The 24,837-nt window shown below is 68.3% G+C and carries 19 protein-coding genes; 12 read left to right on the forward strand and 7 right to left on the reverse strand.

Annotated features, from left to right (window positions below; translation table 11 throughout):
* Window positions 1-61: 61 nt before the first annotated feature.
* The 4 genes from IPV09_RS11420 to IPV09_RS11435 form a co-directional block, all read right to left on the reverse strand.
* Window positions 62-1,144 (reverse strand): DUF2332 domain-containing protein, encoded by a 1,083-nt coding sequence (locus tag IPV09_RS11420; protein ID WP_207475379.1) that lies wholly within the window; start codon window positions 1,142-1,144, stop codon window positions 62-64.
* 45 nt (window positions 1,145-1,189) lie between these two features.
* The gene (locus IPV09_RS11425) at window positions 1,190-1,816 is read right to left on the reverse strand and encodes an MBL fold metallo-hydrolase (RefSeq protein WP_207475380.1); all 627 of its coding nucleotides are present in this window, start codon (window positions 1,814-1,816) and stop codon (window positions 1,190-1,192) included.
* Window positions 1,813-2,898 carry an S-(hydroxymethyl)mycothiol dehydrogenase gene (locus tag IPV09_RS11430; protein ID WP_207475381.1) on the reverse strand — a complete coding sequence of 362 codons (1,086 nt, stop codon included), beginning with the start codon at window positions 2,896-2,898 and terminating at the stop codon, window positions 1,813-1,815. The genes IPV09_RS11425 and IPV09_RS11430 overlap by 4 nt, the downstream gene beginning before the upstream one ends.
* A gap of 145 nt (window positions 2,899-3,043) precedes the next feature.
* Window positions 3,044-4,042 (reverse strand): LacI family DNA-binding transcriptional regulator, encoded by a 999-nt coding sequence (locus IPV09_RS11435; protein ID WP_207475382.1) that lies wholly within the window; start codon window positions 4,040-4,042, stop codon window positions 3,044-3,046.
* 186 nt (window positions 4,043-4,228) lie between these two features.
* On the opposite strand from IPV09_RS11435, the gene IPV09_RS11440 reads away from it, so the two are divergent.
* The 7 genes from IPV09_RS11440 to IPV09_RS11470 are packed head-to-tail and all read left to right on the forward strand — an operon-like array spanning window position 4,229 to window position 13,685.
* The gene (locus tag IPV09_RS11440; RefSeq protein WP_207475383.1) at window positions 4,229-5,566 is read left to right on the forward strand and encodes an ABC transporter substrate-binding protein; all 1,338 of its coding nucleotides are present in this window, start codon (window positions 4,229-4,231) and stop codon (window positions 5,564-5,566) included.
* A gap of 4 nt (window positions 5,567-5,570) precedes the next feature.
* Window positions 5,571-6,569, forward strand: coding sequence for a carbohydrate ABC transporter permease (locus tag IPV09_RS11445; RefSeq protein WP_207475384.1), 999 nt, complete (start codon window positions 5,571-5,573; stop codon window positions 6,567-6,569).
* Entirely contained in the window at window positions 6,569-7,396 is an 828-nt protein-coding gene (locus IPV09_RS11450; RefSeq protein ID WP_207475385.1) for a carbohydrate ABC transporter permease, read from the forward strand. Before IPV09_RS11445 ends, IPV09_RS11450 begins: the two co-directional genes overlap by 1 nt.
* A 25-nt stretch (window positions 7,397-7,421) precedes the next feature.
* Entirely contained in the window at window positions 7,422-9,671 is a 2,250-nt protein-coding gene (locus tag IPV09_RS11455; protein WP_207475386.1) for a family 43 glycosylhydrolase, read from the forward strand.
* Window positions 9,668-10,699 carry a glycoside hydrolase family 43 protein gene (locus tag IPV09_RS11460; protein WP_207475387.1) on the forward strand — a complete coding sequence of 344 codons (1,032 nt, stop codon included), beginning with the start codon at window positions 9,668-9,670 and terminating at the stop codon, window positions 10,697-10,699. Before IPV09_RS11455 ends, IPV09_RS11460 begins: the two co-directional genes overlap by 4 nt.
* A gap of 47 nt (window positions 10,700-10,746) precedes the next feature.
* The gene (locus IPV09_RS11465) at window positions 10,747-12,660 is read left to right on the forward strand and encodes a glycoside hydrolase family 2 protein (protein WP_207475388.1); all 1,914 of its coding nucleotides are present in this window, start codon (window positions 10,747-10,749) and stop codon (window positions 12,658-12,660) included.
* Complete coding sequence (locus IPV09_RS11470) at window positions 12,657-13,685, forward strand: aldose epimerase family protein (RefSeq protein WP_207475389.1); 1,029 nt, start codon at window positions 12,657-12,659, stop codon at window positions 13,683-13,685. The genes IPV09_RS11465 and IPV09_RS11470 overlap by 4 nt, the downstream gene beginning before the upstream one ends.
* Window positions 13,686-13,816: 131 nt before the next feature.
* Here the strand turns inward: IPV09_RS11470 and IPV09_RS11475 are convergent, their stop codons facing one another.
* Window positions 13,817-15,514: a D-glucuronyl C5-epimerase family protein gene (locus IPV09_RS11475; RefSeq protein WP_242681548.1), complete on the reverse strand. Its 1,698-nt coding sequence runs from the start codon at window positions 15,512-15,514 to the stop codon at window positions 13,817-13,819.
* Between the two features lie 193 nt (window positions 15,515-15,707).
* Window positions 15,708-16,106: a pentapeptide repeat-containing protein gene (locus IPV09_RS11480; protein ID WP_207475391.1), complete on the reverse strand. Its 399-nt coding sequence runs from the start codon at window positions 16,104-16,106 to the stop codon at window positions 15,708-15,710.
* Between IPV09_RS11480 and IPV09_RS11485 the strand changes: the two genes are divergently transcribed.
* Window positions 16,078-16,692, forward strand: coding sequence for a glycoside hydrolase family 19 protein (locus tag IPV09_RS11485; protein WP_207475392.1), 615 nt, complete (start codon window positions 16,078-16,080; stop codon window positions 16,690-16,692). The two genes, IPV09_RS11480 and IPV09_RS11485, sit on opposite strands and share 29 nt — an antisense overlap.
* A gap of 212 nt (window positions 16,693-16,904) precedes the next feature.
* Here the strand turns inward: IPV09_RS11485 and IPV09_RS11490 are convergent, their stop codons facing one another.
* The gene (locus IPV09_RS11490; protein ID WP_207475393.1) at window positions 16,905-18,821 is read right to left on the reverse strand and encodes an FAD-dependent oxidoreductase; all 1,917 of its coding nucleotides are present in this window, start codon (window positions 18,819-18,821) and stop codon (window positions 16,905-16,907) included.
* Between the two features lie 366 nt (window positions 18,822-19,187).
* Here IPV09_RS11490 and IPV09_RS11495 point away from each other — a divergent pair, with 366 nt between their 5' ends.
* Genes IPV09_RS11495 through IPV09_RS11510 form a run of 4 tightly spaced genes read left to right on the forward strand, consistent with a single transcriptional unit; the run spans window position 19,188 to window position 24,532 of the window.
* On the forward strand, window positions 19,188-19,604 hold the full coding sequence (locus tag IPV09_RS11495) for a DUF5318 family protein (protein ID WP_207475394.1): 417 nt from the start codon (window positions 19,188-19,190) through the stop codon (window positions 19,602-19,604).
* Window positions 19,597-21,876 carry a transglycosylase domain-containing protein gene (locus IPV09_RS11500; protein WP_207475395.1) on the forward strand — a complete coding sequence of 760 codons (2,280 nt, stop codon included), beginning with the start codon at window positions 19,597-19,599 and terminating at the stop codon, window positions 21,874-21,876. The genes IPV09_RS11495 and IPV09_RS11500 overlap by 8 nt, the downstream gene beginning before the upstream one ends.
* Window positions 21,873-23,324 (forward strand): hypothetical protein, encoded by a 1,452-nt coding sequence (locus tag IPV09_RS11505; RefSeq protein WP_207475396.1) that lies wholly within the window; start codon window positions 21,873-21,875, stop codon window positions 23,322-23,324. The genes IPV09_RS11500 and IPV09_RS11505 overlap by 4 nt, the downstream gene beginning before the upstream one ends.
* Window positions 23,321-24,532, forward strand: coding sequence for a mannosyltransferase family protein (locus tag IPV09_RS11510; protein ID WP_207475397.1), 1,212 nt, complete (start codon window positions 23,321-23,323; stop codon window positions 24,530-24,532). Before IPV09_RS11505 ends, IPV09_RS11510 begins: the two co-directional genes overlap by 4 nt.
* The last annotated feature ends 305 nt before the right edge of the window (window positions 24,533-24,837 follow it).

Raw genomic sequence — 24,837 nt, forward strand, 5'->3', positions numbered from 1 at the left:
GTGCGGGGTGGAACGCGAGCGTGGTGCGTGCTCCCGCGCCATGGTGCGCCACGATCCTAGGTCACAGCACCCAACCGGCGTGTCCGTCGGCCTGGTAGAGGGGCTGCCCGTCCAGGCTCACCACGAAGCTGCCGCGGCGCAGACGGCGCCGGAAATGCGGGCGGGCGTCCAGCGCCTCGACGATCTGCGGCACGACGAACTGGCCCTCATTGCTGACCCAGCGGATGTCCCCGGCGCGGACCTTGGCCAGCATCCGCTCGGCGAAGGCGCCCCGGTCGGCGGTCGACAGATAGGCCAGCACTGCGCCGTGGACGATCACGGGCAGGTAGTCGCGGGGCACCAGGCGCAGCACCTCGTCGATCGCCGCCGGGTCGGTGATGTCGTGACGCAGGACGAGCACCGGGTCGTGCTGGGCGGCGTCAATGGCGTGGTCGAGCCGGGTCAGCCGGTGGCTCTGACCCGGCCAGATCAGGGTGCGCAACCATTGGGCGTCGTCGGGACGGGTCGGGTCGAGCGGGTTCAGGTCCACCCCCAACCGCCACTGGATCGGGGGCAACTGGCGGGGTACGACGATCGGGGGCACCTCGTCCGGGGCGGGGCGGTCAGTGTGGTCCTTGACCATGACGGTGATCACCGGACGATCAGTGGGCCCGAACTCGCTGATCACCTGGTGGTCACGACCCACATAGCGGTAGCGCCACGAGTGGGGGTGCAGGGTCAGCCCCGCCGAGGCACCCACCTCGATCAGGGCCAGTTCCCGTCCGGTCTCGGCGGCGATCTGCTGCAGGGCCGGCAGCAGCACCGCCAGCCGACCGGCCTCGTTGGTCTGGGTGTGGCGGCGGGCCGTGATGGCGCGGACCTGGTCCCAGTGGGCCAGCAGCGAGGCCCGCAACCGCTGGTACTCGTCGTCGCGGGCCGAGCGCTGGTGCGGGTCGACCAGGTCGGGGTCGGCCACCCGGGCCGCCGCGAACACCAGGTTGGGCTGGCGTTCGCGGCTCGGCAGGGTCTCGATCAGGGCGATGATGGTGGGGTCGACCGACACCCCGAAGGCCCAGGCCTGCATCACCTCGGAATGGTGGCTGGTCTCCCGCTCGGCGAACCGTGCGTAGCGCTCGGCCACGTCCTCGGTGTCTGCGGGTTCCATGGCCTCACCCTACGTTTGGTGACGGGTTTCGGGGCGGGGACGGGCTCAGTGCCCGCGGTCGATCCAGACCTGGCGGTGGGGGGCCTCGGCGCCGATGGTGGTGTCATCGCCATGGCCGGTGTGCACGACGGTGTCGTCGGGCAGCGTCAGCAGTTTGTCGGTGATGGACTCCATGATCGTCTCGAAGCTGCTGAACGAGCGCCCCGTCGCTCCCGGACCGCCCTGGAACAGGGTGTCGCCGCTGAACAGGACCCCCAGCGCCGGGACGTGCAGACAGCAGGCGCCCGGGGAGTGCCCCGGGGTGTGCAGCACCGTCAGGGTCACCCCGGCCACCTCGAGCTGGTCACCGTCGGCCAGGGAGACGTCGGGGCCCTCGACGTGCACGTCGTCCCACAGCATCCGGTCGTCAGGGTGCAGGTAGGTGGGGGCCCCGGTGGCCTCGGCCAGTTCGCGGGCGACGCCGATGTGGTCGTCGTGGGCGTGGGTCAACACGATGCCGCGCACGGTCCGTCCGGCCACGACGTCCAGGATCGCGGCGGCGTCGTGGGCGGCGTCAATGATGAGGCACTCCTGGTCGTCGCCGAGGACCCACACGTTGTTCTCGACGTCCCAGGTGCCGCCGTCCAGGCTGAACGTTCCCGAGGTCACGGCCTTGTCGATGCGCGCGCTCACAGCACGACCACCGAACGCAGCACCTCGCCGCGCGACATGGCGGCGAAGGCGTCCTCGACCTGGTCGATGCCGATGGTCTCGGTGACGAAGGCGTCCAGGTCGAACTTGCCCTGGCGGTACAGGTCGATCAGCATCGGGAAGTCGCGCGAGGGCAGGCAGTCGCCGTACCAACTGGACTTCAGTGCGCCGCCCCGTCCGAAGACGTCGATCAGTGGCAGTTCGATGGTCATGTCGGGGGTGGGCACGCCGACCAGGACGACGGTGCCGGCCAGGTCGCGGGCGTAGAAGGCCTGCTTGTAGGTCTCGGGGCGGCCGACGGCGTCGACGACCAGGTCGGCGCCGAAGCTGCCGGTGAGTTCGCGGATGGCCTCGATGGGGTCACGGTCGCGGGAGTTGACGGTGTGGGTGGCCCCGAACCCCTTGGCGGCCTCGAGCTTCCGGTCGTCCAGGTCGACGGCGATGATCGTGGTGGCGCCGGCCAGCGCGGCACCGGCGATGGCGGCGTTGCCGACCCCGCCGCAGCCGATCACTGCCACCGAGTCACCGCGGCGCACCCCACCGGTGTTCACGGCCGCACCGAAACCGGCCATGATGCCGCAGCCGAGCAGGCCGGCGGCGGTGGCCGAGGCCTCACGATCGACCTTGGTGCACTGCCCGGCCGCGACCAGGGTCTTCTCGATGAAGGCGCCAATGCCGAGCGCCGGGCTGAGTTCAGTGCCGTCGGTGAGGGTCATCTTCTGGGTGGCATTGGCGGTGTTGAAGCAGTACCAGGGCTCACCCTTGGCGCAGGCGCGGCACTGGCCGCACACGGCCCGCCAGTTGAGGATGACGAAGTCTCCGGGGGCGACCTCGGTGACGCCCGCGCCGACCGCCTCGACGACGCCGGCGGCCTCGTGGCCCAGCAGGAAGGGGTAGTCATCGTTGATGCCACCCTGCTTGTAGTGCAGGTCGGTGTGGCAGACGCCGCAGGCCTCGATCTTGACCACGGCCTCACCGGGGCCCGGGTCGGGGACGATGATGTCGACCAGTTCGACGTCGGCGTCCTTGCTGCGGCTGATGACTCCCTTGACGGTGCTGGGCATCGTTGTCCTCCTGGTGTGGGCGAAGTGATGGGGCCCAATCTAGGCGCAAAGCCGGCAGCGGTCACCCACGTCCACCGGGTTGTCCACAGAGGTTGTGCACAACTCCGAGACCTGTGGACAGGTGTTGACGGTGAGACCCCTCGGGTCATCCGCCAGTGCTCTCCCGCACCACGATCCGCCACGGCACCTGGACGTCCTCGGCCTCGGTGCGGGTGCCGTTGATGCGTCCCAGCAGCAGCCGCAGCGACTCCCGGGTCAGCGCCTCCAGGTCGGGGGCGACGGTGGTCAGGGTCGGGGCGGTGAACCGGGTCTCGGCAATGTTGTCGAAGCCGGCCACGGCGATGTCCTGCGGCACCCGCACGCCAGCCTCGCGGCAGGCCTGGAGCGCTCCGACGGCCATCAGGTCGTTGAAGCAGAAGACGGCGTCCGGGAGCTCGGGCAGCGCCAGCAGTCGCTGCATGGCGCACTTGCCCTCGACCCGCAGGTAGTTGCTGACGCCCATCTCGTACTCGGGACGACGCGGGCGGCCCGCCGCCGACAGCGCGGCGTGGTAGCCGGCCATGCGCACCGATCCGGTGCCGTCGCTGGACATGTAGCCGATCACCGCGATCCGTTCCCGACCCAGGTCGATCAGGTGCTCGGTCATCGCCCGGGCCGCCGACACCGAGTCGACCGAGACGTGGTCGTGGTCGGAGGGAATCGCGCGCTCACCCAACAGCACCATCGGGGTGGTGTCGCTGCGGGCCGAGATCTCCTCGGCGGTCAGGGCCAGCGGCGAGAAGATCAACCCATCGACCTTGCTGGGCTGCACCCCCGCCATCAAGGCGGCCTCGGCCTCGTGCTCGGCCCGGGTGACGTCCAGGAGCAGGACGTAGCCGCTCTCGGTGGCGGCATCGGTCAGGCGTGCGGCCAGTTCGGCGAAGTAGGGCCAGTCGATCTGCGGGATGGCCAGGTTCAGGAAGCCCGATCGTCCGTACTTGAGCTGCCGGGCGGTCAGGTTGGGGCGGTAGCGCAACTCCTGGATGGCGGCCTCGACCTTGGCCCGCGTCGACGCCTTGACGTGGGGCCGGTCGTTGATCACGTTGGATGCCGTCTTCGGCGAGACCCCCGCCAGCAACGCCACATCCCGAAGAGTCGCAGCCATGGGGCCCACACTATCGGCGTATTGCAGTTTCATCACCAAAGTTTTACTACCGTTGTAAATGCAGTTCGCCCGCTGTAACTTGTGGTTCACAACTCCACGTGGGACTCACTGCTGAGCACCCCACTGAACACCCGCCGGCGTCGTTGCCCCGGGTGCGGTCCTTCCGCCGTCCTGAAAGGGAACACCATGTTCAATCCCACTCCATCGGCCGCCTTCAGTCGCCGCGGCATCCTGTCCGCCGGGCTGGGCGTCGGTGCCCTCGGCGTGCTCAGCGCGTGCGGCGGCAGCTCTGCCACGGACACCCCGACCGCCACCGGGGACGGTGGCAAGGGAGGTTACACAGGCCCCAATGTCGACCTGGTCTTCTGGAACGGCTTCACCGGTGGTGACGGTGCCTTCATGAAGAAGCTGGTCGACCAGTTCAATGGCGAGAACGCCAACATCAAGGTGAGCATGCAGGTCATGCAGTGGGCCGACTACTACACCAAGCTGCCCACCGCGGTCACCGCGGACAAGGGGCCCGACATCGCCGTCATGCACGTCGACTCGGTGGCCACCAATGCCGCCCGCAAGATCATCCAGCCGCTGGACGACGTGGCCACGGGCCTGGAACTGTCCGAGGACGACTTCGCACCAGTGCCCTGGAAGGCCGGCATCTACAAGGACGTGCGCTACGCCATCCCGCTGGACGTGCACCCGCTCGGCTTCTTCTACAACAAGACCCTGATGGAGCAGGCCGGTCTCGACCCCGAGAAGCCGCCGCTCGACAACAACTCCTACATGGACGCCCTCGACAAGCTCAAGGCGAAGGGCATCCAGGGACACTGGGCCAGCCCCTTCCCGTTCACCGGCGGCCTGTCGGTGATCTCGCTGATCCACCAGTTCGGCGGCTCCCTGTTCAACGAGGACGCCACCGAGGCCACCTACAACGACGAAGCCGGGGTCAAGGCGTTCACCTGGTTCCAGGACCTCGTCAAGAACGGCTACTCCCCGGCGAAGGTCGACCAGGACGCCGACTTCCTGGCCCTGCAGAACGGCAAGAATGCGTTCAACTGGAACGGCATCTGGTCGCTCAACACCCTGGCCGAGAAGAAGGACCTGAAGTGGGGCGTGTCCAGACTGCCCATGATTGGTGAGAGGAACGGCGCCTGGGCCGGTTCGCACCAGTTCGTCCTGCCCACTCAGAAGAGCCCCGACTCCAACAAGGACCAGGCCTCGCGGGTCTTCCTCAACTGGATCTCGCAGCACTCCCTGGAATGGGCCAAGGGCGGCCAGGTGCCGGCCCGCAACTCGGTGCGTGAATCGGCCGAGTTCACGGCGCTCCCCGGTCAGGCCGAACTGGCCAAGCAGATCGACGACCTGGTCTTCCTGCCGGCCATTCCCGGTATCGGTGACGCGGGTGCCGAGTTCGACAAGGCACTCAACGAGATCATCCTCGGCCAGAAGGATGTGAAGCCCAGCCTGGATGCCGCCGTGGAGCGTGCCACCAAGATCCTCCAGGCCAACGTCAAGAAGTACGGCTGAGACCATGACCTCTGGTCCGCTCACTGATGCGCGTCCGTCCTCGACCACGGGGACGGGCGCGCCTCGGCGTCGCCGTCAGCGGTTGTACGGCAACCCGTTCGTGCCCTGGCTGTTCCTGGCGCCGTTCCTGCTGCTGTTCGTGGGTTTCGTCGTGGTGCCCGCCATCTACGGTCTGTGGATCTCGCTCCACGACTGGGACTTCACCCTGGAGCGCCGGCCCTTTGTGGGGCTGCAGAACTACAAGGACATCTTCGACAGCGGTGCGGTGATCAGTGAGCCGTTCTGGAACGGCATGCGCAACACCGGCCTGTTCGTCCTGTTGAGCGTGCCCTTCCTGGTGGCGCTGCCGCTGGCGCTGGCGCTGCTGCTCAACCGCGAGTTCCCCGGACGCACCTTCTTCCGGGCGACGTTCTTCGCCCCCTACGTGCTGGGCGTCGCGGTCATCGGCGTGATGTGGCGCTACCTGCTCGACGGCCAGTTCGGTTTCATCAACTACATCTTCGGCACCGACGTCCAGTGGACGACCTCGCAGCCGTGGGCCTGGATCGCGCTGGTGGGCGTCACGGTGTGGTGGACGATCGGCTTCAACGCCATCATCTACATGGCCGGTCTTGCCGACATCCCCACCGAGCACTACGAGGCCGCGTCCCTGGACGGTGCCTCGCCGTGGCAGAAGTTCCTCTACATCACCCTGCCGGGGCTGCGTCCGGTGCTGATCTTCATCTTCATCACCACGGTGCTGGCCAGCGCCAACATGTTTGGCCAGTCCTACCTGATCACCAATGGCGGGCCGACCGAGTCGACCCGGACCGTGCTGATGGTGATGACCGACCTTGGCTTCGGTCAGTCCCGCGCCGGTGCGGCAGCCGCGGAGTCCTTCATCCTGGCCCTGTTCCTGGCGCTGGTCTCGGTGGTCCAGTTCTGGCTGCTGCGTGACCGGGGTGCCGCGCTGGAACGTCGAGCCGCCAAGACCATTAAGCGCGAAACGAAGGGAGCCCTGTGATGAGGCGCGCCACCCGCAATCCGTTCTTCTGGCTGTTGCTGGTCGTCATCGCCCTGGTCTTCGTGGGCCCCATCGTCTACATGTTGTTGACCTCACTGAAGACCAACGTCGACGCCCAGACCGCACCGCCCTCGCTGCTGCCCCGCGAGTGGACCCTGCAGGCCTTCACCACCCTGTTCAACGACCCCGGGGCACCGGTGCTGTCGTGGCTGTTGAACTCGTTCCTGATCGCCTCGATCTTTGCCGTGGTGTCGGTGCTGATCTGCGCCATGGCCGGCTACGCGGTCGCCCGGATGAAGTTCGCCGGACGCAATGCCATCTTCGGTCTGATCATCTCGACCATGTTCATTCCCGGCTTCGTGTTCCTGATGCCGAACTTCGAACTGCTGAGCAAGCTCGGCTGGCTCGACAGTTACCAGGCACTGATCCTGCCGGGAGCCGCCAGCGCCTTCGGGTTGTTCTTCATGCGCCAGTTCTTCCTGTCCCTGCCCTACGAGCTGGAGGAGTCGGCACGCCTGGACGGGGCTGGCGCCTTCCGCACCTTCTTCTCGATCATGCTGCCCAATGCCCGTCCCGCCGTGGTGACGTTGCTGGTGCTGCAGTTCCTGGCCAACTGGAACGACTTCCTGTGGCCGCTGTACGTGCTGTTCAGTGAGGACATGTTGACCCTGCCGGTCGGCCTGTCACGCCTGCAGGGTTCCTACACCATTGACTATCCCGTGATCATGGCCGGCGCCTCGCTGGCGGCGGTCCCGGTGTTGATCCTGTTCATCTTCGTCCAGCGCTACGTCATCCAGGGCGTGGCTGCCAGCGGCCTCAAGGGCTGAGCCCCTCAACCACCAGGAGACAACGATGTCCCGCACCACCCCACCCCGCCGCCTGCGGCGATGGCTCGCGGTCGCCGTGGCCGCCTGCCTGTCCTGGGCGCTGGTCGCCCCCGCCCAGGCCGCCACCGACACCTACACCAACCCGATCTCGTCGTCCTATGCCGACACCTACGCCGACCCTGCCGTCATCCAGGGCAAGGACGGCTGGTGGTACACCTACGCCACCGCCGACCCGCTGCGTTCGGGTGGGCCCAGCGTCGTCGGGCACATCAGCCGCACCCGTGACTGGATGACCTGGGAGTACGTGGGCCCGATCTTCACCGACGCGAACCGTCCGTCCTACGCCGCCCCCAATGCCGGGCTGTGGGCACCCGACGTGCGCTACATCCAGGGCCGTTACGTCATGTACTTCACCGTCACCGACACCACCCTGAACCCGGGTGGGGACAGCGCCATTGGTGTCGCCACCGCCGACTCACCGGCCGGCCCCTGGGTCGCGGCAGATGCCCCGATCGTGCCGCCCCGGGCGAACAACCCCGGCGACTACTTCTGGACGTTCGACCCCAGCGGATTCACCGACACCGACGGCAACCAGTACCTGTACTGGGGCTCCTACTACGGCGGGGTCCACGTCACCCGGGTCACCGCCGATGGGCTCAGCGTCGTCGGTGAACCCACCCAGGTCGGCGCCTGGGACCGTTACGAGGGCAGCTACGTCGTCGAGCACGACGGCTGGTACTACCTGATGGCGTCCTCGGCGAACTGCTGCGCCGGCCCCTCGACCGGCTACTCGGTCTTCACCGGACGCTCGAAGTCGCCGATGGGTCCGTTCCTGGACAAGGATGGCCGCGACCTGAACGCCTCGGTCACCGGAGGCACCCTGGTCGTCACCCAGAACGGCAACACCTGGATCGGTGCCGGCCACAACGCCATGTTCACCGATGCGGCGGGACGCGACTGGCTGCTCTACCACGCCATCGACAAGGACAACCCGTGGCTGAACGAGCCGCACGGCATCAACCGCCGCCCAATGTTGATGGACCCCATTGACTGGATCGACGGCTGGCCCGTCGTCAACGCCGGCGCCGGACCGTCCGACAAGCCCATGCCTGCCCCGGTGACCACCTCGCTGCTCAGCGCCACCCCCTGGGACCCCGCCTCGGGCATTCAGCGGGCGACCCGGGTCACCGACGCCCAGGGCGGCGACTCGGCCCGCATCCGCGGCACCTCCACCACCTCCGACGTCCCGGCCGGTGACTTCCGGCTGCGGTTCGACCTCAAGGCCGACGAGTCGATGAACGTCTTCATCGGCAAGAACAACCAGGTCAAGGTGATCGTCGATGCCGAGGCCGGCACCCTGACCGTCAAGGCCGGCGGGGCCAGCGCGACCGACACCCTGCCCGCCATGGCCGGCTGGACGACGGTGGTCGTCGAACTGGACCGTGGCCGGCTCACCGCCTCGGTCTCGATGGAGGACCTGGCCGACCCGGCCGCGGTCGTCCGTCTTGACGTGCCAGGCTTCACCCTGGCCAAGGGTCCGGTGCGGTTCATCGGCCAGGGTCTGGTCGACAACCTGACCGTCGCCAGACCGGCGATCGAGGCCACCACGTTGAGCCCCCAACCCCGGGCCACCAACCTGCTGTACGCCGACCAGTTCAATGGCCCCGGCCTCGACCCCTCGTGGTCGTGGGTGCGCCCCCAGGGTGACACCACCGTCGCCAACGGTGGCCTGGTCTGGCCCCTGAAGGCCGTCGACATCGTTGGCACCGGCAACAGCGGCGCCCTGTTGCTGCGCGACGCCCCGGACGGTGACTGGGTCGCCACCGTGAAGTTCACCCTCGACCTGGGTGCCAACACCAACGACCGCAACTACCAGCAGGCCGGTCTGGTCGTCCATCGCAGCGATGACGACTTCGCCCGGTTGGGCTCGGTGTCGATCTGGGGCACCCGCACCGTCGAGTACGGCCGGGAACGCTCGGCCGGCCCGGGGGCAGGTTTGACCTGGGGTGGTGCCATCATCGGCGCCAGCAACCCGACCATGTACCTGCGCATCGCCCACCACCAGCAGCCCAATGGTGAGCGTCTGTACCGGGCAGCGATCAGCCATGACGGCGTGAACTGGACGTGGGGAGCCACCTGGACCTTTGAGGCCGGCACCACCCCCCGGATCGGTCTGTACGCCGGCGGCGGGTCGCAGTTCAACACGGTGGCCACCTTCGACTGGTTCACCCTCAGCGGCGCCACCAACGTCCCCGGCACCTGGCCGCAGCCGTGAGGGCTGCCGCCGTCGGCCTTGGGCTGGCCCTGCTGCTCGCGCTCGCGGGCTGCAGCGGCCAGCCCGGCTCGTCCCAGCAGAGCGCCACGTCGGCGACCTCCGCCTCGTCCACAGGAGCCAGCATGGGGTTCACCAACCCGGTCTACCCGAACAACTTCCCCGACCCGCAGATCATCGCCGACGACGCCGGCGGCTACCTGGCCATCGCCACCAACGGCAACGGGATGAATGTGCAGGTGCTGACCAGCCCCGACATGGTGACCTGGGTGCAGGGCAGTGATGCGCTGCCACAGGTCGCCCCGTGGTCGAGTTCGGGCAAGGTCTGGGCGCCCGAGATCATCAAGTGGACCGACGGCAGCTATCGCCTCTACTACACGACCAAGGCACCCGACCCCGCCTGGCAGTGCGTCTCGGTGGCCGTCAGCGACACCGCCGCCGGACCCTACACCGACTCCTCGTCGGCGCCGCTGATGTGCGAGATCGACGAAGGCGGCTCGATCGATGCCAGCCCGTTCATCGACGCGTCCGGCAAGGCCTGGCTGTACTGGAAGAACGACGGCAATGCCAAGGGTGTCGACACGTTCATCAAGGTGGCGGCACTGGCCGCGGACGGCAAGACCGTCACCGGCCCCACCACCAACCTGTTCAAGCAGGACCTGGCCTGGGAGGGCAACCTGGTCGAGGGTCCGGCGCTGGTCCAGATCGACGGCCTGATCCACCTGTTCTACTCCGCCAATGACTACGGATCGGACAGGTACGCCGTCGGCCATGCGGTGGCCGAGAGCCCCACCGGCCCGTTCGTCAAGGACCCCGACCCGGTGCTGGTCACCAATGAGGTCGCCGCCGGGCCGGGACACAACCAGATGATCAAGGTCGGTGAGCAGTGGTGGATGGTCTACCACGCCTGGGTGCCCGGCGAGGTCGGCAACCAGGTCACTGGGCGCCAGATGTGGCTGTCCACCGTCGATTTCGACGGCCGTGACGTCACCGTGCAACCGCCCACCGTCGACCAGCCCGCCACACCCTGACTGCCCCACCCTGAGTGCCCACACCCTGACAGACCGGAGACCAACGAATGACCACCACTGCCGCCACCCTGGCCTGCACCGACCGCGCGTCACAGGCCGACGGCAGCTACCCCCGGCCCACGCTCGTCCGCTCGGCGGCCACCCTGCTCGACCGGGTCGTCGGCTTCGCCCATGACGACGACCTGGTCGGGCTGGACGAGGGCTGGCACGCCACCGAGACGCCCTTCACCCAGCAGATCCAACTGCCCTTCCCGCCGGAGTCGGCGGCGTCCGGGCTGTCGGCCAACGGGTTCCACCCCTGCGTCTGGTACCGGATCGAGGTGAGCGCCGAGGACCTGGTCGAGGCCGGACACAGCGACGGGCGGCGCCTGCTGCTGCACTTCGGCGCGGTCGACTACGAGACCACCGTCTGGGTCGACGGGCAGCAGGTGGGCACCCACCGCGGCGGCCAGACGCCGTTCAGCTTCGACATCACCGCGGCGCTGGGTGGGCGCCGTCCCGGGGACGAGGATCGCGGGGGTGCCGGGGGTGGTCCCCCGCATGTCATTGTCGTCCGCGCCTTCGACGACCCGCTGGACACCCGCCAACCCCGCGGCAAGCAGGACTGGCTGCCCGAACCCCACGCCATCTGGTACGAACGCACCACCGGCATCTGGCGGACCGTCTGGCTGGAATCGGTGCCGCCGGTGCACCTGGCCCGACTGGTCTGGCGTCCCGACGTCTCGAACGCGCAGGTGCGGGCCGTCGTCGAACTGAGCCGCCGCCCCCTCGAGTCGGTGACGGTCGACCTGGCCATCGCCTTCAATGGTGAGGTGCTGGCAGCGGCCAGCGTCGAGGTGCAGGAGCAGTCCACCGAGGTCGTCCTGTCGCTGGCGCGGGTGACGAGCGGGGTCGACCTGGAGGCCTTCCTGTGGTGGCCGCACCGTCCCGCCCTGATGGACGCCGGGGTCGTCGTCCATGGCCCGGACGGATCGACCGACGAGGTGCGTTCCTACCTCGGCTACCGCGAGGTCGGCACGAACCCGGCCGGGTTGACCCTCAACTCCATTCCGTTCACGCTGCGTTCGGTGCTCGAGCAGGGCTACTGGAAGGAGTCGTGCCTGACCCCGCCCTCGGTGCAGGCCATGAAGGACGAGGTGCAGTTGATCCTTGACCTGGGCTTCAACTCTGCCCGCATCCACCAGAAGGTGGAGGACCCTCGCTTCCTGTTCTTCGCCGACACCATGGGGCTGACCCTGTGGGGCGAGACCGCGGCCGCCTACTCCTTCGACTCCCAGGCGGTGGCACGGCTGACCGAGGAGTGGGTCGACATCGTCCGTGCCAACGAGTCGCACCCCTCGATCCTGGTCTGGGTGCCGTTCAACGAGTCGTGGGGCGTCACCCACATCTCCCGGGTGCCGGCCCAGGCGGCCTTCACCCGCGCCCTGTCCGACCTGACCCGGGCCCTCGACCCGACCCGACCCGTCATCTCCAATGATGGCTGGGAGCACACCGATTCCGACCTGATGACGATCCACGACTACGAGTGGCGCGGTGAGGTCCTCGAGCAGCGCTACACCCGCGAGGGCCTGGCCCAACTGCTCGAGAGGAGTGGACCCGCGGGGCGTCCGCTGGTCGTCGGCACCGACCAGCGCCGCGACGTGCCGGTGCTGCTGACCGAGTTCGGCGGGGTGGAGTTCGTCACCTCGCCCAGCGCCGAGCAGACCTGGGGTTACTCCTCGGCCAAGGACGCCGCCGACTACGAGGCGCGGGTGCGGGCGATCCTGGAACCGGTGCGCCGCTCACCCGTGCTGTCCGGTTTCTGCTGGACGCAGCTCACCGACACCCTGCAGGAGGCGAACGGGCTGTGCGACGAGAACCGGGTGCCGAAGCTTCCCGTCGCCACCATTCGTGCCCTCGTCAAGGGACACGAGCAGTCACAGATTCCGATCGAGACGATGAACGAGGTGATCAAGGGATGAACACAGCTGAGAACGCGGGCACCCTGGACGACGGACGCCAGGTGCAGCGGTTCACGCTGGCCGGGGTCGGCCCCGGACGGCTGCAGGTTCTGGACGCCGGGGCCGCGGCCATGAGCTACCGGCTGGTCGCCGACGACCCGGCCACCGAGGTGCTGGTCGGCTTCGAGGACGCCGAGGGGTACCGGGCGGGGCTGGTGGGCGGCTACTTCGGGTGCGTGGTCGGACGCTACGCGAACCGGATTGCCGGCGGGCGGTTCAGCATTGACGGGGTCGAGTTCCAGGCCTCGAGCAACGAGCCACCCAACACCTTGCACGGGGGAGTCGACGGCTTCTCCCACCGGGTCTGGACCGTGGTGGAGCACTCGGACGACCGGCTGGTGCTGGGGCTGTCCAGCCCGGACGGCGACCAGGGTTTTCCGGGCAGTGTCGAGGCCAGGGCCGCCTATTCGGTGATCGAAGACGGATTCGTGCTGGAGTTGTCGGGCACCACCGACGCGCCCACACCGTTCGGTTTGACCAGTCACCTGTACCTGAACCTGGCCGGCGGTGGCACCATCAACGAGCACCTGCTGCAGGTGCCGGCCAGTGGCTACGTGCCCATTGATGCCGCCTCGATCCCGACCTCGGGTCCGGTGCCGGTGCAGGGCACGGCGTTCGACCTGCGGGAGCCGACCCGGATCGGGGAGCGGGTGCGGATGCCCGACGAGCAGATCGGGCTGGCCAAGGGCATCGACCACTCCTACGACGTCGCCGGCTCCGGGTTGCGCGAGGTGGCCCGGGTGGAGGAGCCCGGCACCGGGCGGACGCTGCGACTGGTCTCCGACGCCCCGGCGCTGCAGGTCTACACCGGCAACTTCCTGGACGGTGCGGTGGTCAGCGCCGGACGCCGGTTGCGTCAGGGTGACGCCATGGCGCTGGAGCCGCACGACCACCCGGACTCCCCGAACCAGGACTGGGCAGCCGACGTGGTGCTGCGCCCGGGTCAGCGGTGGAGCCGCCGGATCGAGTGGCACTTCTCGGGCTGACGCCGGCGCGCACCACGCTGGAGGTGGACGGTCGTCGGACATCGTGGCATGGCTGCCAGAAGATCCGTCCCGGTGCAGGATTGCGGCGGACGTTTCGCCCTCACCGTCACCATGTCCGCTCGACGGTGCCCTCAGCCCAGATACGTCGGTCCCAGGTGGACGCTGGAGCCGGTCGGTAGCCACTTGCCGGCGAAGACGCCATTGATGACCCGCACGTACTGGCGTCCGCTGACGGTGGCGGCCATGTCGCACAGGGCGCTCGACTGGCCCTTGGACCACCTGGCCCTCACCTGGGTGCCGGGCCGGTCGAAGCCGCGATCGTTCTTCGACACCCCGGTAATGGTGACGTTGGGCTCGAAGAAGACCTCGACAGGGGTGGTGAAGTCCATCCGGTCGACGTTGAAGCCTTCCAGGAACACCCGGTCGGGCTCCTCGTTGATCCACCAGCCGGGGGCCTGCCCACCGGCCAGGCGCAGCCAGGTCCGCCGGTGCTTGTCCCGGCCGGCGGCTCCGGCGCGGGCGCCCTGGCGGGCGTCGGCCGGCAGTCGGGTGTTGGTGGCGAAGGTGACCTTCCAGACCCGTCCGTCGTCGGTGTCGGCGTCCCACACCTTGCGCAGGGTGTAGGTGCCGGCCTTGATGAAGACCAGTCCGCCGCCGCGGTGGACGGGGAAGTCGCGGGCCAGGGCAGTGGCCCACCACGCCATGGGGGCGTAACCGGTGCGGTCGTAGACCGTCCACAGCGCCCCGGCATTGGCTGCGTGGTAGAACTTGTGCGTCGTCGGGTCGAGGTCGGGCTTGGCGTAGTAGAACGAGCACTGCTGCGGGTTGCGGATGACCGAGGCGTAGTGCGCAGCGGTCGCCATGCCGGCCCACACCAGTTGGCGCACCTGTTCGCGGTGGCCGCTGCTGAACGGCGCGGGGTACAGCGCCGCCAACCCGTACAGCACCGTCAGGTGGATGTTGTAGGTCATGGTGGCGTCGCCCTTGGCGGTGGGGAAGCCCTCGTACCAGAGGTAGCCCTCGTCGTCCTTGGCCGTGACCCAGAACCCAGGACGTTCGGGGTCGCGTGGCTTGCTGAACGCCGTGAACGCCTTCTCGGCGACCGCCACCCAGGCGGAGTTGCCGGTCAACTCATACATCCCCAGCGCCACCGAGATGGCGCGCTGCTGCCCGAAGGCGGAGACCCACGGGTTGGGCAACGCCTCACCCTGGTGCGTGGTCGCCATGTCATAGGTCGCCCACAAGGCGCCGTCGTGCTCGACCAGTCGGTCACGCATCAGGTTTCCCTGGGCCAGCGCGGCCCGGTAGTAGGCCTGGTTGCCGGTGAGTTCCCAGGACAGTTTCAGCTTGCCGAACCAGGTGCCGGCCACGGTCGGGTGGTGGATCAACCTGCCGTCGTTGCGGCGGTAACGGATCGTGCCGTCGGGCTGGACGACCTGGTCGGCCGCCGGGTTGTGCTTGAGCGAGACCGGGCTGAACCCCCGCGGGACATTGCGCTCGTCGACGATCTTCGGGTCCGGGTCGGTCGGGTCGACGTCGGGCATCTCGGACATGCGCATCTCGAGCGAACCGACGCCGGCCGATTCGCCGAAGTACCCGGGGTCGATGCGGGCGTGCTCCTCGAGCGGGATCACCGGACGGTGCCAGGCGTGCGGCAGGGTGCGGTAGGAACCGAACGGCAGCAGCGGGCTGCTCGCGAACTGGAAGTCGGTCAGGGCGTTCGCGTGCGCCGGTGCAGGGAACTGGTCGAGGGACATGCCGACGCCGGCAAGCGCGAGGGCTGACAGGCTGCGGGCGGTGGAGGTGAGAAGACGTCGCCGGGGAAGCATCACGGCAATGATGCTTGCCCGCGCCGATGAGAGCAAAGTGAGACCCGGATGAATCCCGGCGGCCCCGGTCTGGCGTTGCCGCCAGATACCTGAGAGAATCCCAAGAACGTCTGGGAATGGAGTCATGCATGGGTGCACCCGTCGGCCTGTTGATGGGCCTGCTCCATTCGACCGCGCTGGTGGGCGTGGTCAGCTACGGGGTGGGGACCGTGGTGCCGAGCGCCCCGCCTGCGCCCCCCGCAGTGGCGCGGACCGTGGCATCGAATCCGGCACCGATCAGTACGGGGACGAGCACGACTGGGCCGGGCACCGCCGCGTCGCCGGCAGCCACGAGCGACCCGGTCAGCACCGCCCCGGGCAGCACCGCCCCGATCAGCACGACTCCGATAAGCACGACTTCGGTCAGCACGACTCCGGTCAGCACCGCGCCGGTCAGCACCGCACCGACTCCGATCAGCACTGCCCCGATCGGTACTGCACCGACTCCGATCAGCACTGCCCCGATCAGTACTGCACCGACTCCGGTCAGCACCGCACCGGCCGTCCCTTCAGTGGTCCAGCCGGTGGCGGTCGTCCCCGTCGCAGCTGTCACCACCTCACCTCCGCGCCGCACCGGCGGTGGCATCATCCACGCCCCGGCCGACCATGCCTTCGTCACCCTGGCCGACCTGAGCGCCATCTTCGGGTCCAAGGTGTCGTCCTCGCCCCGAGTTGCCGAGGGACTGCCGTCACTCAACCAGGCGATGCAGGGGGCAGGCATCACCACCCCGGAGCGCAAGGCGGCCTTCCTCGCCACCCTGGCCTACGAGTCGACCTTTGACTACGGATTGCAGGAGGCCTACAGCGGCGCCGCCTACCGAGGCCGCGGCTACATCCAGCTCACCGGCGACTACAACTACCGCGCCGCCGGCAACCACCTCGGCGTCAATCTGGTGGACGACCCCACCCTGGCGGCATCCCTGAAATGGTCGGCGCCGATCGCCATCTGGTACTGGACGGTGCAGCGCCCGAACTCCAATGCGGCCGCCGACGACTTCGACATGGGGCTGATCAGCCGCTACATCGGCTACGGCGGCTCCGCCACCCAGGACCAGTTGCGCTGTGATGCGTTCAAACGGGCATACCTGCACTTCAGCGGCACCCCGGCCCCCAGCAGCACCGTGTGCTTCCGGCACTGAGCTGTTTGCGGGGGACGACCCCCTGCACCCCCGCGTGCGGGGGACGACCCCCTGCACCCCCGAGCGCGGGGGACGACCCCGGCCTTGACACCAGTTGCCCGTAACAACCGCAGTTGCCCCCGCTTCGAAACAGGGGCAACGGTGATCGTCACGGGCAACCAGGCGGGAACGCCGCAGCCTCGGGGGACTGCGGCGCCGACCAGGGCTGACTGTCAGATGGACCTGGCGATGTGGAACCCGCCGTGGACAGCGGTCAGGATGCTGTCGGGTCCGGCCACGTCGCCCACCTTCTCGACGTCCACGGCGCCGATGAGTTGGTCGTAGAGCTCGTCGTTGGGGGAGTACCCCGAGGCGATGATGTAGGTGTCGGCCTGGATCTGCTTGGTCACCCCGTCCTGCTCATAGGTGACCACGTCCTCACCGAACTCATGCACCCGGGCGTTGGTGATGAACTGGATCTGGGTGTCCTCCAACAGTTGGTCGAGGGCCTGTTCGTTGTTGCGGCAGTGGGTCACCGTCATCAGGCGCTCAGGAAGCATCTCGATGACGGTCACCTCCTGGGCGCCCTCGGTCTTGCAATGGGCAGCCGTCTCGCAGCCGACCAGACCCGCCCCGAGAATCAGCACCTTCTTGCCGAACTTGGCCTTGTGGGTCAACACGTCGTTGGCCATGACGACCTTGGAACCGTCAATGCCGGGAATCGGCGGGACGCTGTGACGGGAGCCGGTGGCCATGATCACCTTGTCCCAGTTGCCGCCCTTGATCTCGTCGGCGGTGGCGTCCTTCATGGTCCTGATGGTGACGTTGCTGCGGTAGGTCTTGTTGACCATGTAGTCCATGTAGTCCATGACGTCCTTCTTGAACACCGGCCCCCCAGCTGCGGCCAGGGTGCCGCCGAGGCGGGCGCTCTTCTCCCACAGCTCAACCTCCAGGCCTCGCTCGGCAGCGATGTGGGCAGCCTCCATGCCACCGGGACCCCCACCCAGCACCAGCACCCGCTTGGCCGTGGTGGCAGGGGTGACGGGGAAGTAGTCCTCGGCGTAGCACTGCGGATTGACAGCGCACTGGTAGTGATTGCCGGTGAAGCCGGCGAACAGGCACTCGTTGCACCCGATGCACGGGACCACCTCGTCGCCGCGGCCCTGACGCACCTTGTTGACCCAATTCGGGTCGGCCAGGGCGCCGTGGGCCAGACCGACGAAGTCGGCCATCTCGTCCTCGAGGACCTTTTCGGCCAGGTTCGGGTCCTGCAGCTTGCCCTGGGTCAGCACCGGCACCTGGACGTGCTGGCGGATCTCCGCGGCCAACCAGGCCTGTGTCGGGGACTCCTGGTAGACGGTGTCGATCGCCTTGTACCAGGCCTCGTAACAGCCCATGTCGACGTGCAGGGCATCGACGCCGGCGGCCTCCAACATCTTGGCCATCTCGATGCCCTCGGGGACCTCACGTCCGCCCTCGACGCCGTGGTACGGGGTGAACTTGTACAGGATCGGGAAGGTTGGCCCCACGGCCTCGCGGACGGCGGCAATCACCTCGAGGGGGAACCTGAGCCGTCCGGCCAGGTCACCGCCGTACTCGTCCTCGCGCTTGTTCCACAACGTGGAGGAGAACTGGTCCATCAGGTAACCGCCGTAGCCGTGCATCTCGACAGCGTCGGCGCCGGCACGCTTGGCCATCGCGGCGCCGCGGGCCATGGAAGCCACCAGGTCCTTGATCTCCTCGGTGGTGAGCGGCTCGCAAACCAGGCCGGGGAACCAGAAGGACTCCACGGCGCTGGCAGCCTTGGGAGCGACGTCGGCGGCGAACGGCAGCTGCATGCGACCCAGACCAGGAGTCAACTGGACGACGAGCTTGGCACCGTTGTGGTGGACACGTCGTGCCAGGAACCCCAGTTGGTTCAGGGAGCGTTCCGAGCCCAGAATGTTGCAGGCCTTCTGTTCGTAGGACGTGTTGACCTGGTTCGCGCCAGTGATGATCATGCCGAAGCCGCCCTTGGCGCGCTCCTCGTAGTAGCGGATGGACCGGTCGTGGAGGGACCCGTCCGGCTCGCTCGTGGTGCCCATCGGGGCCATGAACACGCGGTTGCGGACGGTCATCGAGCCAATGCGGCCCGGCTGCAATAGCTTCATGGGAAGTCCTTTCGCTCTTGGCTCGAGACCTGGCGGGGACGAGCCCTCCCATCCGACGATGATGGGACCCAATTCGACAGTAGGCCGCCCAGCGGAGGCCCTCGGCAGCAGGGGTGGCTAATTCGTGAAACATTTCACAAGGGGTGTGTTGGGTATTCGAGGCGTGCCTCGCCTCACCGCCATCCCCTGACGCCAGCTGCCCGCGAGAACCACCGTCGCCCCTGTTTCGCGACGGGGGCAACGGCGATTGTCGCCGGCAGGTGCGTGACGACCGGGCCAGTTGGTGAGCTGCTGCCCCGCCCCGGAAGCCCGGGGTTCGGGGAAACCGGGGCGTCCGTGTTGCCCGTTGGCCCTAGGCTGGAATGCATGTGGTCGCGGCGTCTCGAAGTGAGTTATGCGCTGCAGCGACGGGCCAGGCTCGAGGCGCTGCGGCGTCCCGATCGTGCCCTGATGGACGATCCCTGCGATGCCGACCCGTTGCTGGTGTCCTCGGCCGTGCATCACGGGGAGCCCAGCGGCAGCGAGTGCCCCATCTGTGCATCCGACCAGATGAAGGTGCTCAACTACGTCTTCGGTGACCAGCTCGGGCAGTTCTCGGGGCGGATCAAGTCGACCGAGGAACTCGACGAGATGCAGCCCCAGTTCGGCGAGTTCACCGTGCGGGTGGTCGAGGTGTGCCCGGACTGCCGGTGGAACCACATGATCAGCTCCTACACGCTGGGCGATGGCAAGAAACGTCGTCCCCCCCGGCGCCAGCAGACAGTCGAGGACATCTATGACTAAGCCCGCATCCAAGCCCGGGACGACCACGCCCACCGCCAAGAAGGCCGGCCGGGGCAAGAACTCGCGCGCCTGGCGGATCGTCGGGCGCAGCTTCGCGGTGCTCGGCATCCTCGTCCTGGTGATGGCGCTGGTGACCACGATCGCCGCGCTGGTGTTCTACCAGCGCACCGAACTGCCCGACCCCAACAAGGACTTCAACACCAACACCACGTTCATCTACTACAACGACGGCACGACCAAGATGGGCAACTTCGCGGTGCAGAACCGCCAGACGATTTCCTACGAGCAGATGGGTGCCCCCATCAAGGACGCCGTGGTGGCGGCCGAGAACCGCTCCTTCTGGACCGACCGCGGCATCTCGCCCACCGGCATCGCCCGCTCGGCATTCTCGATTCTGCGCGGCGGTGAGATCCAGGGCGGCGGCTCCACCATCACCCAGCAGTACATCAAGATCTACTACCTGACCAGCGACCGGACGATGACGCGCAAGATGCGCGAGCTGGCGCTGGCGGTCAAGATGGGTCGCCAGGTGCCCAAGGAGCAGATCCTGCGCGACTACCTCAACACCATCTACTTCGGTCGCGGCGCTTACGGCATCCAGGCGGCGAGCCGTTCCTACTTCCTGACCGACGCCAAGAACCTCACCATCGAGCAGTCAGCCGTGCTGGCCTCGGTCTTGAACAACCCGAGCCTGTTCGACCCCAGTGAGGGCGAGAGCAACTCCGCGCGGCTGCTCGACCGTTACCGCTACGTGCTCGACGGCATGCTCGAGATGGGCACGATCACCCAGGAGCAGCACGCCCAGGCCTACAAGGGGCTGCCGGAGTTCCCCGAGATTCCGGTCAATAACCGCTACGCCGGCCCCAACGGCCACCTGATGAAGATGGTGCGCGATGAGTTGCTGAACCGAGGTTTCACCGACGCTCAGATCAACGGCGGCGGCCTGCAGGTGACCACCACCTTCGACAAGGCCCTGCAGGACCATGCCGTCAAGGTGGCCCAGGACTACACCGCCAAGGTTGCCGCTGGAGCCCGCCCCGCCCAGGATGCCTCCAAGCTGCACGTCGCGCTGAGCTCGGTCGACGTGGCCACCGGCGAGGTGCTGGCCATGTACGGCGGCCCCGACTACCTGAAGAGCACGCGCAACTGGGCGACCACTCCCCGCGCGTCGGCGTCGACGTTCAAGGCCTATGCGGCGGTCGCCGGCCTGCGCGACGGGTTCAGCCTGCGCAGCACCTTCAATGGCAACACCTTCACCCCGGACGGGGACAGCGCCACCGTGCGCAACGAGTTCGGCCACCAGTACGGCGAGAACGTGTCCCTGCTGCGTGCCACCGAGCAGTCCATCAACACCGCCTTCGTCGACATGACCCAGCAGATCGACAACGGGCCCGCCCAGGTGGTCAAGGCCGCCAACGACGCGGGCATCCCGACGGGGTCGGGCTGGGACCTGAACAACCGCATCTCGCTGGGTACCGCCGAGGTCAGCCCGCTGGACAATGCGGTGGGCTTCGCCACCCTGGTCAACGACGGCAAGAAGGCCAGCGCGCACGTCATCAAGGAGGTCAAGGACCTCGACGGCAAGGTCGTGCACAGTTCCAAGACCAGCCCGACCCAGGCCATCGAGCCCGACATTGCTGCTGACGTCACCCACGCTCTGAAGTCGGTGGTCGACCAGGGCACCGGCGGCGCGGTCGGCAACCTGGGCCATGACATTGCCGGCAAGACCGGCACCTCCGGTGTCGGGGACGCCATCACGTCGGCCTGGTTCGTGGCTGCCACCAAGCAGATCTCGACCTCGGTCATGTACGTGGTGGGCGATGCCGGCACCGGCGACCTGGACCCCTACAAGCGCCCCGGTGACGGCACGTTCTACGGCGGCACCTACCCGGCCCAGACGTGGGCAGCGTTCATGAAGGCGGCCCTGCAGGGCAAGCCGAACGTGGCCTTCACCGAACCGGCCTGGGTCAACACCGAGAAGAACGACCCGAGCCCGTCGGTCGAGTCGTCGCCCTCAACCGAGACCAGCCAGACCGAGTCGACCCCGCCGCCGAGCAGCGAGAGCTCCACCCCGCCGCCCTCCACCGAGCAGAGCACCCAGGCACCGACGACCAGCGCGGCACCGACCACGACAGAGCCACCGGCCCCGGTCACCACGGCGCCGCCGGAGACCACGCAGGTGCCCACCTCGATCCCGGTGCCGACGGTCGAACCGACCGTCACCAGGACCGCCACCAACGCGGGCACCCCCGGTGGGGGTAATCGGCCGTGAGCCTGCGGGTCGACCCAGATCGGTTGGGGGGTCGCACGGGACGCCATGCCCGTCTGCAGGGCATCTTCTACGATCCTGCCCCGTGGCTGATCCTGGTGGCCACCCTGCTGTGGGCGCTGAAGATGGCCCACCAGGCCACCTGCCAGCAGAACACCCCCGAGGCGCCCGTCAAGACCATGCTGCGGATGTGTTACAGCGACGTCCCGATCATCTGGCAGACCAACCAGTTGGGCATGGGCGGTTCCGCGACCGGCGAGAACGGCCTGCCACAGACCCCCGTCGTGGCGATGGTGACCGCCCTCGGGCGCGCCATCACCAGTCTGATGGCGCCCATCTCGCCCAGCGCCTCACCCCAGCAGGCCCTGGACTCGGGCAATGTCTTCGTGGTCGTCAATGCCGTGCTGGTCTTCTGCTTCTTCCTGGCCTGGGTGCTGGCCCACATGCTGATGGGTCGCACCTCGACCGCCGGCATCGCGCGGGGCCGCGACGGGCTCCTGCTCAGCCCCCCGGCGCGCAGCTGGGACGGCCTCTACATCGCGGGGTCGCTCGGCGTGTTCACCGCCGGGCTGCTCAACTGGGACCTGATCGCCCCGGCCCTGGCCGCCTGCGCGCTGTTGGCCTGGTCGTGGGGACGACCGGTGCTCGCCGGGGTGCTGACCGGCATCGCGCTGGGTGCCGGCATCTCGGCGATGGTGCTGGTGATCGCCCTGGTGGTGTTGTGCCTGCGCGCCGGTCTGCTGGACGCCCTGGCCCGGTACGTGATCGCGGTCCTGGCCGCCTTCGGCGTGGTGCTGGCCGCTGGCATGGTGGTCTCTCCGGCGGCCGTGCGCCGGTCCTACCTGGCCGTGCTCGACCCCGAGGTGGGACTGGGTTCCTTCTGGTGGATCCTGCAGCAGGCGGGTCTGGCCTCCAGCGTGGTGCCGGGGCTGAGCAAGCTGCTGATCGCCGCGGCGTTCGGTCTGGTCGTGCTCTTCGCCTTCCAGGTGCCGGCCCGCCCGCGGGTGACGCAGGTCGCGGCGCTGCTGGTGCTGGTGGGCCTCATGCTGGCCCCCACCTACAGTCCGCAGTACGTGCTGTGGGCCCTGGGCTGGGTGGCGCTGGCGCGTCCCCGGTGGCGTGACTGGGCGATCTTCAGTGTGACCGAGGCGCTGTACTGGGCGGCGGTGTGGGGACATCTGCAGGGCAACCTGCGCCTCGGCACCGGGGACGACATGGCCTACCCGCTGGCGATCCTCGTCCGGCTGGCGGGGGCTGGCTGGATCATCTGGCAGGTCACCGGCGACATGCTGCGACCCTGGACCGACGCGGTGCGAGTGGGCAGCGTGGACGACCCGCAAGGGGGTCTGCTTGACCACGCCCCCGACGCGCGGTGGATGTCGGAGCCGCCGGCCGGCGACCCGAGCCCGCATCCGACGCCGAGCGACGCCACCGCCCCGGCACCGCGGTGAGTTCCTCCCGCGCCCGCACCGGGTCGACGCTGGCCGCCCGGGGACGCAGGATGGGCACGGCCGCCGAGACTGCCCTGGTGGTCGGCCTGACCTGGGGCGTGAGCCGGGTGCTGCTGATGCTGGTACTGCTGGTGCTCGCCCTCAGGGGCACCCCGCTGGCCGACGCGCTGCGACGCTGGGACGCCGCCATCTACACCCGGCTGGCCGAACAGGGCTACCTCACCACCACCGACTACGCCTTCTTCCCCGGTCTGCCGATGCTGCTCAACGGACTGGGACGCCTCGGCCTGGACACCGCCCTGGCCGGGGCACTGGTCTCGACCGTCTGTTCGGCGCTCGCCGCCTGGGCACTGTACCGGCTGGGCAGCCAGGGTTGGGGTTTCGGCAAGCGACACCAACCCGTCGCCGGTGCCATCGCGGCCTGCCTGTGGCTGGTGGCCCCGGTGACCGTGTTCACCTCCGTCGCCTACACCGAGGCGCCGTTCTGTGCCGCCGCCTGGTGGGCGTGGGAACGGGCCCGGGCTGGCCGGTGGGGGGCCGCGGCCCTGCTGGCCGGGCTGGCCTGCAGCCTGCGGGTGTCGGGACTGTTCCTGGTGCTGGCCCTGCTGGTGCTGGCCATCGTCGGCAACGATCCGCGCGAGAAGCTGCCGCGGGCCATCGCCGACCGTGTGCGCCGCGCCGCCTGGTTGCTGGTGCCGCTCGCAGTGCTCGGTGCCTACCAGTACTACTTGTTCACCCGGACCGGCTCGTGGACGACCTGGTTCGTCGCCCAGGAGGACGGCTGGAACCGTGAGTTCACCTGGCCGCACCACGCACTGCGGCACACCCTCGACGCCGCGGACCCCGCCGCCTGGCCGGATCGTCCGGCGGTGGGCTGGGTGTTTGCCGCCGAGATCATCTCGATGGCCATCGGCGTGCTGGTGACCCTGGTCTGCCTGCTGCGCCAACGTTGGGCCGAGGCCGTCTGGGTGGGGGTGCAGATCGCCGCGCTGGGCACCAGCTACTGGTACATGTCCATCAATCGCGCCGTGCTGTTGTGGTTCCCGCTGTTCCTGATGCTCGGTGCGGTGCTGGGTGCACCGTTCCAGAAGCGGACGGGCAGTTGGCGGACGCCGGTGGCGGTCCTGCTCGGGGTGGTGCTGACGGTGTCAGTGGGCTTGATGGTGGTGTGGGCCTGGTTGTTGTACACCGGCCAGTGGGCCTCCTGAGCGTCCGTCGTCCGGTGTGAACCTGAATCTGTTGTTGTTGGGCGGTACATGCAGCCGGGATCGGCTTCGGGGCATGAATGTCCTGCGTCGGTGCCAGAGCGACAGGACGCGTCGTCCGGACGTTGTGCCCCGGCTGTCACGAATGCCGGCGGGATTGCCGCGATGACCGGACGTTGTGGCGGATGCGCCACGAGTGCTGGCGGCGACGGCCGGATGACCGGATGTTGTGCCCTGTGCGTCACGAATGCTGCCGGGGTCGGCCGGATGACCGGATGTTGTGCCCTGTGCGTCACGAGTGCTGCCGG

This window comes from Tessaracoccus sp. SD287, from assembly GCF_017355265.1.
GTDB lineage: Bacteria > Actinomycetota > Actinomycetes > Propionibacteriales > Propionibacteriaceae > Aestuariimicrobium.

Coding starts and splice junctions, on each gene's coding strand:
- IPV09_RS11465 (WP_207475388.1), top strand. CDS start 10,747: ATGACCACCACTGCCGCCACCCTGGCCTGCACCGACCGCGCGTCACAG.
- IPV09_RS11450 (WP_207475385.1), top strand. CDS start 6,569: ATGAGGCGCGCCACCCGCAATCCGTTCTTCTGGCTGTTGCTGGTCGTC.
- IPV09_RS11435 (WP_207475382.1), bottom strand. CDS start 4,042: ATGGCTGCGACTCTTCGGGATGTGGCGTTGCTGGCGGGGGTCTCGCCG.
- IPV09_RS11475 (WP_242681548.1), bottom strand. CDS start 15,514: ATGCTTCCCCGGCGACGTCTTCTCACCTCCACCGCCCGCAGCCTGTCA.
- IPV09_RS11455 (WP_207475386.1), top strand. CDS start 7,422: ATGTCCCGCACCACCCCACCCCGCCGCCTGCGGCGATGGCTCGCGGTC.
- IPV09_RS11495 (WP_207475394.1), top strand. CDS start 19,188: ATGTGGTCGCGGCGTCTCGAAGTGAGTTATGCGCTGCAGCGACGGGCC.
- IPV09_RS11500 (WP_207475395.1), top strand. CDS start 19,597: ATGACTAAGCCCGCATCCAAGCCCGGGACGACCACGCCCACCGCCAAG.
- IPV09_RS11440 (WP_207475383.1), top strand. CDS start 4,229: ATGTTCAATCCCACTCCATCGGCCGCCTTCAGTCGCCGCGGCATCCTG.
- IPV09_RS11430 (WP_207475381.1), bottom strand. CDS start 2,898: ATGCCCAGCACCGTCAAGGGAGTCATCAGCCGCAGCAAGGACGCCGAC.
- IPV09_RS11445 (WP_207475384.1), top strand. CDS start 5,571: ATGACCTCTGGTCCGCTCACTGATGCGCGTCCGTCCTCGACCACGGGG.
- IPV09_RS11490 (WP_207475393.1), bottom strand. CDS start 18,821: ATGAAGCTATTGCAGCCGGGCCGCATTGGCTCGATGACCGTCCGCAAC.
- IPV09_RS11420 (WP_207475379.1), bottom strand. CDS start 1,144: ATGGAACCCGCAGACACCGAGGACGTGGCCGAGCGCTACGCACGGTTC.
- IPV09_RS11470 (WP_207475389.1), top strand. CDS start 12,657: ATGAACACAGCTGAGAACGCGGGCACCCTGGACGACGGACGCCAGGTG.